Source organism: Anaerolineales bacterium (assembly GCA_016928575.1).
In the GTDB taxonomy this organism is placed as follows: domain Bacteria; phylum Chloroflexota; class Anaerolineae; order Anaerolineales; family RBG-16-64-43; genus JAFGKK01.
The window spans coordinates 1-10,348 of sequence record JAFGKK010000100.1 but is presented as its reverse complement, the minus strand read 5'-3'; the positions used below and the strand labels follow the sequence as shown (position 1 = coordinate 10,348).

11 protein-coding genes are annotated in these 10,348 nt (G+C 62.4%); all 11 read left to right on the top strand.

What is annotated here, in order from left to right; translation table 11 throughout:
- Positions 1-252 precede the first annotated feature (252 nt).
- The 11 genes from JW929_12630 (at position 253) to JW929_12580 (ending at position 10,051) form a co-directional block, all read left to right on the top strand.
- A complete protein-coding gene (locus JW929_12630; protein MBN1440245.1) occupies positions 253-1,455 on the top strand; it encodes an ornithine--oxo-acid transaminase in 1,203 nt (400 codons plus the stop codon).
- A 52-nt stretch (positions 1,456-1,507) separates the two neighbouring features.
- On the top strand, positions 1,508-2,404 hold the full coding sequence (locus tag JW929_12625; GenBank protein ID MBN1440244.1) for an aminoglycoside 6-adenylyltransferase: 897 nt from the start codon (positions 1,508-1,510) through the stop codon (positions 2,402-2,404).
- An 82-nt stretch (positions 2,405-2,486) separates the two neighbouring features.
- The gene (locus JW929_12620; GenBank protein MBN1440243.1) at positions 2,487-3,098 is read left to right on the top strand and encodes an isoprenylcysteine carboxylmethyltransferase family protein; all 612 of its coding nucleotides are present in this window, start codon (positions 2,487-2,489) and stop codon (positions 3,096-3,098) included.
- Between the two features lie 44 nt (positions 3,099-3,142).
- Positions 3,143-3,853 (top strand): O-methyltransferase, encoded by a 711-nt coding sequence (locus tag JW929_12615; GenBank protein MBN1440242.1) that lies wholly within the window; start codon positions 3,143-3,145, stop codon positions 3,851-3,853.
- Positions 3,850-5,094, top strand: a complete 1,245-nt coding sequence (locus JW929_12610; protein ID MBN1440241.1) for a glycosyltransferase family 1 protein — start codon at positions 3,850-3,852, stop codon at positions 5,092-5,094. Before JW929_12615 ends, JW929_12610 begins: the two co-directional genes overlap by 4 nt.
- A 64-nt stretch (positions 5,095-5,158) precedes the next feature.
- Positions 5,159-6,028 carry an SDR family NAD(P)-dependent oxidoreductase gene (locus tag JW929_12605; protein ID MBN1440240.1) on the top strand — a complete coding sequence of 290 codons (870 nt, stop codon included), beginning with the start codon at positions 5,159-5,161 and terminating at the stop codon, positions 6,026-6,028.
- A gap of 3 nt (positions 6,029-6,031) precedes the next feature.
- Positions 6,032-6,793, top strand: a complete 762-nt coding sequence (locus tag JW929_12600) for a class I SAM-dependent methyltransferase (GenBank protein MBN1440239.1) — start codon at positions 6,032-6,034, stop codon at positions 6,791-6,793.
- Between the two features lie 21 nt (positions 6,794-6,814).
- Positions 6,815-7,684 (top strand): hypothetical protein, encoded by an 870-nt coding sequence (locus tag JW929_12595; protein MBN1440238.1) that lies wholly within the window; start codon positions 6,815-6,817, stop codon positions 7,682-7,684.
- The gene (gene add, locus JW929_12590; GenBank protein MBN1440237.1) at positions 7,674-8,681 is read left to right on the top strand and encodes an adenosine deaminase; all 1,008 of its coding nucleotides are present in this window, start codon (positions 7,674-7,676) and stop codon (positions 8,679-8,681) included. The genes JW929_12595 and add overlap by 11 nt, the downstream gene beginning before the upstream one ends.
- A gap of 19 nt (positions 8,682-8,700) precedes the next feature.
- The gene (locus JW929_12585; protein MBN1440236.1) at positions 8,701-9,381 is read left to right on the top strand and encodes a response regulator transcription factor; all 681 of its coding nucleotides are present in this window, start codon (positions 8,701-8,703) and stop codon (positions 9,379-9,381) included.
- Between the two features lie 430 nt (positions 9,382-9,811).
- Positions 9,812-10,051, top strand: coding sequence for a hypothetical protein (locus JW929_12580; protein MBN1440235.1), 240 nt, complete (start codon positions 9,812-9,814; stop codon positions 10,049-10,051).
- The last annotated feature ends 297 nt before the right edge of the window (positions 10,052-10,348 follow it).

Sequence of the window (10,348 nt, the reverse complement as noted above, 5' to 3'; positions counted from 1 at the left end):
GACATTTCCTGGGAGGGAAGAACCCATCAATTAATCCGGATCACCCGATGGCACCGACCATTTTACAGAAAGAATGTTGCATAATCCAAAGGCGCAAAGGCGCAGAGGTGCCAAGACGCGGAAAATATCCATTTATTCAAGGCGACCTTGCACCTTAGCGCCTTTGCGCTCTTCTTTTTCGCCTTTACCACCAATCCGCCGGATACAGTAGAATATTCCGTGGGATACGGAGGAGCATCAAGGAAGGTACTCATGCAAACTCAGAATTTTATACGGCTGGAAAACGAATACGGCGCGATGAACTACAAGCCGCTCGACGTCGTCCTGACCCGCGGGCAGGGGATCTGGGTTTGGGACGTGGACGGCAAGAAGTACATGGACTGCCTCTCCTCGTATTCGGCCGTCAACCAGGGCCACTGCCATCCGAAGATCGCCGCGGTGATGAAGGAACAGGCGGAGAAGCTGACCCTCACCTCGCGCGCCTTCCGCAACGACCAACTGGGGCCCTTCTACAAGGAACTTTGCGAGCTGACCCATTCGCATACCGTCCTGCCGATGAACAGCGGCGCCGAGGCGGTCGAAACCGCGATCAAGGCGGTCCGCAAGTGGGGATACCAAGAGCGCGGGGTGCCCGAAGGGCGGGCGGAGATCATCGCCTGCGAAAATAATTTCCACGGGCGGACGATCACCATCGTCGGCTTCAGCACCGAGGAGCAGTACCGCGAGGGATTCTCCCCGTTCACGCCGGGATTCACCATCATCCCGTTCGGCGATGCCGGCGCGCTGGAGCGGGCGATCAAACCGGAAACGGTGGCGTTCCTGGTCGAGCCGATCCAGGGCGAGGCCGGCATCATCATCCCTCCGGCGGGATACTTGCGCGACGTCCGGCGGATCTGCGACGCGCATGGGATCATGATGGTCACCGATGAAATTCAGACCGGCCTGGGGCGCACGGGCAAGATGCTGGCCGAGGAGCACGAAGGCGTGGAAGCCGACCTGACCCTGATCGGCAAGGCGCTTTCGGGCGGTTTTTATCCCGTGTCGGCCGTGCTCTCCAACAAGGAAGTGCTCGGCGTGTTCCAGCCGGGCGACCACGGCTCCACCTTCGGCGGGAATCCGATGGCATGCGCGGTCGCCCGCGTTGCGGTGCGGGTTCTGGTGGAAGAGGGCATGATTGAAAACGCATCCCGGATGGGGGAATATTTCATTGGCTGCCTGCGAGGGGTGGAGAGCCCGCACATCAAGGAAATCCGCGGCCGGGGGCTGATGATCGGCGTAGAGTTGCACGAGGCGGCCGGGGGGGCGCGGCGATTCTGCGAGGCGCTTGCCAAGCGCGGATTGCTGTGCAAGGAGACACACAAGCACGTGATCCGCTTCGCGCCGCCGCTGATCATCCGGAAAGAGGATATCGACTGGGCAATGGAGCGGATCGCGCCGGTGCTGGAAGCCGAATGACGGTTCCGCCGGCGTTGCTCTCAAGCGACCACGGGGTATCGGAAGTGCTGCCATGCCCGATGCGAAGCCGTACTATGAAGAATTGATCTGGAACTTCCTCCAGTGGGCTGAAAAAGAGGACAACATCCGCGCGGCGGCCGTCATCGGATCGCGGGCGCGGACGAAAGACCATCCGGCGGACGAATGGTCTGACCTCGACCTGCTGGTGGTGGCGGTAGAACCGCGGCTCCTGATCGAGCACGCCGATTGGCTCGGGGCGATCGGAGAACCCTGGATCACCTTTCTGGAAACCACTCCGGACGGAGGCTGTGAACGGCGCGCGTTGTTCGCCGGCGGCCTGGACGTGGACTTCGCACCGGTGCCGGCCGGAGACCTCCGCGCTCTCCAAGGCAAAAGACTCCCGCCGATCCTCGCCGATATCTTCCGGCGCGGAGTTCGGGTCATCCTCGACAAGGACGGCGTGATGGAACAGATCCGTCCGCCGGAGGCGCCGTCCGGATCCGAGGGGCTTCCGGAGAACGCGGTTTTCCTCGACAGCGTGAACGATTTTTGGTATCACGCGGTTTGGACGGCGAAGCATCTGCGGCGGGGGGAATTGTGGTGGACCGCCTCGTGTTCCAATATGCGCCTGCAAAACCTGATCCGCCGGATGCTGGAATGGCACGCCCGCGCCGCGCGCGGACCGGCGGTGGACACCTGGATGCGCGGGCGATTCCTGGAGGAGTGGGTGGATCCGAAGGCGGTGGCCGCGTTGGAGAAGGCGTTCGCGCACTACGATGCCGAGGACGTCTGGCGGGCAGTGTTTGCCTCGATGGATCTCTTCCACGGCTTGGCGGCGGAGACGGCCGGGTCGTTGCATATCCCGTATCCGGCCTTCGGCGAAGCAAAGGCGCGGGAGTTGGTTCGTGCCCTCCACGCGGGGCGGCGGCGTTTGGAAGCCGCCCGATGAGCATCGATTCCCGCAACCGGGTTCCGATTCCCTTCGTGCGGATGAATAGGACGCGGAAAGCCGTTGTGGAAGGGGCGGACTCATGACCGCCCTGGATTGGATCCGTTATGGAATCGCTTTTGTCGTGCTGGCCAGCCATCCGCCGTCGCTTTTTTTGTGGATCGTCATCCATCCCTTTTCCGCTTTTTGGCGCAAATGGGGGCCGCTGCGGACGTACGCCCTCCTGTCCATCCCGGTGATCCTGTATGTCGCCGCGGCCTGGCGGTTGCGCGACCGGCTGCTCGGGATGGATTTGGGCTTCAATGGGTGGACCCTTGCCCTTGCGGCGGTGTGCGTCGCCGCGGCGCTGGTCATCCGCCGGCGCCGGAAGCAAAGCCCGGGTTTTTCGAACCTCTCGGGCGTGCCCGAACTCTCGCCGGAAAAGTACCCGGGAATTCTGCTGAGCGAGGGAATTTATAAGATTGTCCGCCACCCGCGCTACATCGAGGCCAATTTATGGGTGATGGGATATGTTCTTGCGGCGAATTTTACCGGGGCGTACCTGGTGTGGCTGGTTTGCCTGCCGGTCTTCTTTCTCGTGGTGGTTCTGGAGGAACGGGAATTGCGCGGGCGTTTCGGCGCGGCCTATGAGGAGTATTGCCGGAGGGTGCCGCGCTTCCTGCCGAAATTCGGCGGGCGGAAGAAGGAAGAATAATCCGTAAAGTCAACGGGGGGTCGATGGTAAGGGAAGGAGCCTCGATGGAGGAGCTTTGGGGCGCGGTGGATGATTACTTCGAAGGACGGCTGGTCCCGGCGGATCCGCTGTTGGAATCGGCGCTTCGGGCGGGGGAAGCGGCAGGGATGCCGGCTCATCACGTGGCGCGCAACCAAGCAAAATTTCTTTGGATTCTGGCGCGCCTGACGGGCGCGAAGAAAATATTGGAGATCGGAACCCTGGCCGGATACAGCGCGATCTGGATGGCCCGGGCGCTCCCCCCCGGCGGCCTTCTGATCACGTTGGAAGCCGACCCGCGCCACGCGTCGGTCGCCCGCGCCAACCTCGCCAAAGCCGGACTGTCCGGCGCAGCGGAGGTGAGGGTCGGACGGGCTCTGGACCTTCTGCCGCAGATTGACCGAGAGGGGATCGGCCCCTTCGACCTGATCTTCCTCGACGCCGACAAGGAGCACAATCCGGAATATTTCGCATGGTCCCTGAGACTCTCCCGCCGCGGGAGCCTGATCGTCGCCGACAACGTCGTCCGCGGCGGGGCGGTGGCCGATCCCCGGTGCGCCGATCCCTCGGTTGTCGGAATGCGGCGGTTCCTTGAGCTGGTGGGCGCCGAACCGCGGGTGGACGCCACGGCGATCCAAACCGTGGGCGTGAAAGGATACGACGGTTTTTTGATCGCGCTGGTGACCGCCGAGTCCGATTCGCCCCGAGGGCCGGAAGCAACGGGAAGAAAAACATGAAAATCCTCCTGACCACCCTCGGGTCTTATGGCGATGTATACCCCAATGTCGGATTGGGCCGGCTGTTGAAGCAACGCGGGCACACGGTCACCTTGTTGACCAATCCTCACTTCGGCCCGTTGGCTGAAAAATACAACCTGGAATTTGTGCCGATCGGAACCCCCGAGCAATACGACCGGTACGCCGGCCACCCGGGGTTGTTCGATCCCCGGCAAAGCGTTCCGGCATTCTTCGATACGCTGATCCTGCCCAATATCCGCACCGCTTACGAACGGCTGATGGAATCCATCTTGCCGGGGAAGACGGTGATCGCCAGTTCGATCCTCGTGTTTGCCGCCAGGCTGATTCAGGAAAAACACCGCATCCCCAATGCCACCCTGCATCTCTCTCCGATGACATTTAAATCCGCGTACGAGATGCCGAAGAACGCGGTGTTTCCCTTCCCCGATTGGCTGCCGCTCGGCTTGAAGAAATTGTATTGGCGGATCGCGGATGCGGCCGTCACCGACCGCCTGATCGGCCCGCCGTTGAATGCCTTGCGGAAGGAGATCGGCCTGCAGCCCGTCGCACGGATCATGACGGTGTGGGGGCACTCGCCGCAAAGGGTGATCGGCTTGTTTCCGTCCTGGTATGGAGCGCCCCAGCCGGATTGGCCGGCCTCGAGCCGGCTGACGGGTTTCCCGCTGTTCGACGAGGACCAAGAAGCGGAGTTGCCGCCCGAGGTGCGGACGTTTCTCGAAGGCGGCGCCCCGCCGGTTGTTTTCATGCCCGGCTCCCTGATGCAGCGGGCAGGGGCGTTTCTGCGGGTTGCGGCGGAGGCTTGCCAAGCCGCCGGCCAGCGGGCGATCTTTCTCTCCCGCTATCCGCGACAGATACCGGAGCGATTGCCCGATTCCATCCGGTATTTTTCGTACATCCCGTTCCGCCGATTGCTGCCGCGGGCGGCCGCCTTGGTCCATCACGGAGGGATCGGGACCTGCGCCCAGGCGCTGCGGGCGGGTGTCCCCCAGCTGCTCCATCCGATGGCCTACGACCAGCACGACAACGCCTGGCGGATCCGTAGGTTGGGCGCGGGCGATTGGGTCGATTTCCGCAATTGCAGCGTACGGGAACTCTCGGCGAAGCTGCAAGCGTTGACCGGTTCCTTGACCTTACGCGAGCATTGCCGGCGGGCGAGCGAGAAAATCCTGGCGGCGCGGCCGATGGAACAGACGGCGGAGCTAATCGAGGGGATGAAATAAACGGATGCGACCGCCGGGCGGAAACCCGGGGCGGCGGGTTCGTGTCCACCGATAGGAGGGACGCATGCACAGGGGCCGGAAGATCGTAGCGGTGAGCGGCGCCTCGAGCGGCCTCGGCGGGCGGATCGCGGAGCGGCTGGGGCGCGATGGGAACACCGTGTTTGCGGGAGCTAGGAAGGAATCCGATATCGGCAGACTCTCGAGCCTGGAAAATGTCACCGGTGTCCGTTTGGATGTCACTGATGGGAACGACATTGTTAACCTGGCGCGGCGGGTGGAATCCGGCCCGGGCCGCCTCGACGCGCTGATCAACAACGCCGGCGTGATCGGGTGGGGGGCTTTGATGGACCGCGACGTGGCCTACTTCCAACAGGTGATCGACGTCAACGTCTACGGGGCGGTCCGCATGGTGCAGGCGTTGTATCCGCTGCTGCGGAAATCCGCCTCCTCGCCGGTGATCATCAACATGAGCTCTGTGGCGGGGACGTTCGCCTTCCCCTATTGGGCTCCCTACCACATGGCGAAATGGGCGCTGGAGGCCTTCTCGGACAGCCTGCGCCGCGAGCTGAACCCCCTGGGGATCAGGGTGGCGGTGATCCGCCCCGGCGCCGTCCGGTCGCAAGCCTTCCGGAAAGAACGCCCTGCGTTCGAAGAGTATAAAATCAACGCGGCGGCGGATTTCCGCGCCCGGGCGGTGCGGATGCTGGCTGCCGCCTTTGAGAACCCGGCCCGGACCGAAAAGGATCCGGAGGTTGTGGTCCGCGACGTCCTCCACGCCGTCTACCATGAAAACAGCCGGTTGTATTACTCGCCGGGGCGTCGTATCATTCCTGATCTGCTGGCGGCGAAGCTCCCCGCGGGAATTCTCGATTGGGTGCTGTCCGCTTTCCTGCGTGAACCGGGGAAAACCACTGCCGGCCGCCGGACGGGATAATCCATGACCTTCGATAAAGACGTCTTTGAAAAAATCATGCAGGATGCCTGGCGGCAGGATTTCAACGGTTGGGATTTTTCATTTGTTTCCGATCGGATGTTGGAAACGCCGCCTTCTTGGGATTACCGGAAGATCGTTCTGGAGAGAATCCGCGGAGTGCATTCGCTGCTGGACCTCGACACCGGGGGAGGGGAATTCCTCGCGTCGTTGCAGCCGTTCCCGCCCGAGACCCGCGCCACCGAAGGGCATCCACCGAATATTCCCGTGGCTAAATCCCGGCTTGAGCCGCTCGGCGTGAAGGTGGTCGACACCCATGCCATGCCCCAGCTTCCATTCGGAGATAACACCTTCGATTTGCTGATCAACCGTCATGGGGGAATCCTGGCGTCGGAGTTTTTCCGCCTCCTCAAACCCTCCGGGCGCTTCATCACCCAACAGGTTGGCGGACGCAATTGCGCGCGTTTGAACGAGGCGCTGAACGCGCAGCCGGATTTCCTGGCTTCCGCATGGACTCTGGACTTGGCCGCCAAGCAGTTGGAGTCCGCCGGATTGCGCATCCTCGAGCGGAAAGAGGAATTCCCGCCGGTCGGTTTTAAGGATGTCGGAGCGGTCGTGTATTATCTGAAAGCCATCTCCTGGCAGGTAAGCGATTTCTCGATCGAAAAATATTACGACCAACTCGCCGAGATCCACACCACCATCCAGAAATCCGGAACATTCACGGTCGAAGGGCATCGGTTCCTGCTTGAGGCCCAAAAGCCGTAAACGCAGGCCCGCCGATTCACCATGCAGATACACCCCGCCCGCCTTCGAATGGTTGTCCCCTTCCTTATCTTGGGAAGCATACCCTGTTCTACGATCGGCCGCCTATTCCCGGCGACGGCAACGGCGGCGCCCCCGCTGTTGCCTTCCTTGGCGGCGGTGTCGACGGCTGCGGAGACCCTCACCCCCCCGCCGACGGCCACCCGCAGGCCGATATTCACCTCCACGCCCCCCTGCGTTGCGCTGCCCGGCTCCGAGGAGATGCGGGCCGCACAACGCGAAGCGGACGTTCTGATCCCCGGGGCCACCGTCACCTGGTTCGATGATTTTATCTGCCGGCAACTGGATTACGGTTGGGGAACCGGAGGTTCTAACCCGACCATGAAGATATCCACAGTCGGCGGCGTGGTGCGGATCCAGGCGGAGGAATATGAGGATATCTGGGAAGGATTGGGACGGACGCAATCGACGATCCGCGATGGAATGGGATTCCTGGTTCGCTCCCGGTATGAAGAACGCACGACGGCCAATCTGGCATTGGTGACCGGCGTTTGGCGGACTGCGAGCAATCATTCCTGGATGCTGGCTTTCCGTTATGATGGGATTCAGAGGGCGGGTTGGGAAGGCTGGGAGGGGACGGAATGGCAGGGCGCGGACTCTCCCCACAGCATGCTGAAGGCCGGGGAATGGTACTACCTGCTTATCCGTCTCGGGAAACTCGGCCAAATAACCGCCGAGGTGTGGGGCGACGAAAGTCCGGAAAGCCGGACCAAAATCCGCCGGAACATGAATGCGGGTTGGGCGGGGCGCGATTGGGCGGCGCTTTTTCAGGTGTACGCGGGGGCTTTGGAGCTGGACCGCTATTGGGAGGCGGAGTTTTCCGGTGACGCCTGACACGCGGCGCGCGGCGCTCGTTCCGCTGGTCGAGCTGCATGTGCATCTCGAAGGGGCGATCCCTCATCCCGCGCTTTGGGAATTGATCCAAAAATACGGCGGCGATCCGGCCGTGCCCGACCAAGAAGCGTTGAATCGCCGCTTTCGGTACAGGGATTTTCCGCATTTCATCGAAACCTGGGTTTGGAAAAACCGGTTCCTCCGGGAATATGAAGATTTCACATTCATCGCGGAACGGGCCGCCTTGGAATTGCGCAGCCAGAACATCGCATACGCCGAAGCGCATTACGCCCCGTCGAGCTTTGCCGAAACCGGCTTGGAGGTAAAAGAGATCACGCGGGCAATCCGCGCCGGATTGAACCGTGCCCCGGGGATCGAGATTGTGTTAATCGCGGATCTGATTCGGAATTTGGGACCGGAAGGGGCGGCCAGAACCCTGCGGGAAGTGGAGCAGGTCCGGGAATTGGGCGTCGTCGGCGTCGGTCTGGGTGGGTCGGAGCATCAGTACCCGCCCGAACTGTTCCAAGGCGTGTTTGCCGCTGCGCGGCGGTCGGGATTCCATGCCACGGCCCACGCCGGGGAGGCGGTCGGCCCGGCGAGCATCTGGGGGGCGATCCGGCGGCTCGGCGTGGAGCGGATCGGGCATGGCACCCGCGCGGAAGAGGATGAATCGCTGTTGGAGTATTTGTCGGAAAAACAGATCCCGCTGGAAATGTGCCCGCTTTCCAACGTCCGCACCGGAGTGGTAGGCCGGATTGAAGACCATCCTATCCGGCGCTATTTCGACCGCGGCCTCCTGGTGACGGTGAACACGGATGACCCCAAGATGTTCGGCAACACTCTGGCGGAGGAATACCGGCTATTGGAGACGGTCTTCGGCTTTACGCCGGGCGAGATCGAGACGGTGAGGAGGAACGCCATCCTGGCCAGCTGGATGGAACCGGCGCGGAAGGCGCGGATGCTGGGCGCAACGGCGCAGGCCGCCGCCGGAGTTTAGTTGGAATCGGAGAATGACCATGACTGCCGAATCCCCGCTGCGAATCCTGGTCGCCGACGACCATCGCATTGTCCGCGAAGGCCTGCGGCTGATTCTTGAAAGCCGGGAGGAATTCACCCTGGTCGGGGAAGCCGCCGACGGCGGCGAAGCCGTCCGGCTGGCCGAGGAACTCCGTCCCGACGTCATCCTGATGGACCTGCGGATGCCCGGGATGGACGGCATCACCGCCATCCAAACCATCCGCGCCAGGGATCCGCAGGCGGCGGTCGTGATCCTGACGACCTACAACGAGGACGATCTGATGATCCGCGGGTTGCGCGCCGGAGCCCGCGGCTTCCTGCTTAAGGATACCGACCGCGAAAGCCTGTTCCGCGCGATCCGGGCTGCTGCCCGCGGGGAGACGCTGCTGAATCCGGAAATCCTCGAAAGGGCCTTGTCGCGCGCACAGGGAAGGAACGACTCGGCGGGAAAGACGGCGCCGGATGCGGCCGGATCGATCGGCCTTTCCGAGCGCGAACTGGAAGTCCTTGAGGCGGTGGCGCGGGGCGAACGCAGCAAGGAAATCGCCGCCCGGTTGAAGATTGCCGAACGGACAGTGAAAGCCCATTTATCGAGCGTGTACAACAAACTGGGGGTGGATTCCCGCGCCGCGGCGATCGCAGTCGCCGCGCAAAAGGGCTGGTTAAAGCCGCTTTCCTGACCTTTCCCCGGACCTGGTCTGTGACAGGACCGTAACCTCGCCGTAACCCATCCGAAATAACCTTGGCGTATGATCCTCTCAACGGAAGCCTTCGAGCGGGGCTTTCCGCCGAGGAGAGAAGAACATGGAATGCGAATGGAACTGGATCAATCCCGGCCCCAGAGATTTTGCGGTGGAAAACGTCTTCCCCCGGATTTCCCCGGAGGCGGAATCCGCGGAACGATCGGAAGAACGAACGGAGATCGAGATTTTCCGGGCGGTGCTGCGGAGGTTGTGCGCGTCGCATCGGCCAAATGGAAAAGACTCGATTAAGCCTATTCTTTTCATCCTGCATGCGCCCCATGCCGCAGGGGAAGGAAATACAACGGAACGGCTTTCCTTTTCAGAAGCTGTCCGGTCGGGTGTCAGCCGCGGAGCGCGGGATCTGCCGATGCGGATCGTCTGGGTGGAGGATGCCTACCGGGTTGGGGACGATCCGAGAGGGGAATATGTCCCCGGCGGCGGAGCCGTAGCCCGCTTGCGCGTTCTGCGGCGGGACGGCGCGGACCTCGCATTTGTCGAAGGCAACATCCATGCCTGGGGAATGCCGCCGCTTTGGTTCGAATACCTGGTCCAGAAGAAGGCGGGCTTTTGGATGGTGAAGAGTTGCTATCACCGTTGGATGTCATAGCCGCGAAGCGGTTGTCGGCGGAGGATGGAAAGCGCATCCGGCGGATCCCGGCGCCCGCCCTCGCGCTTGCCCTCTCGAAGCGGGGGAAGCGGGGGTACTCGAAGCCGGGTTTTGATAATTCAATGGATGCCGGCCAAAATCAACCCCGGCGAAAAACGCGCCGAGGGCGGGCGCCGGGATGACGACCACTGGCTAAGCAATTACCCTTCTTTGTATCTCCTCAGCCCCCCGTCTCTGCCCTTTCCTCACCCCCAACCCCACAACCCCTTCCCCCTCTCCTGACTTATGCCAGGAGAG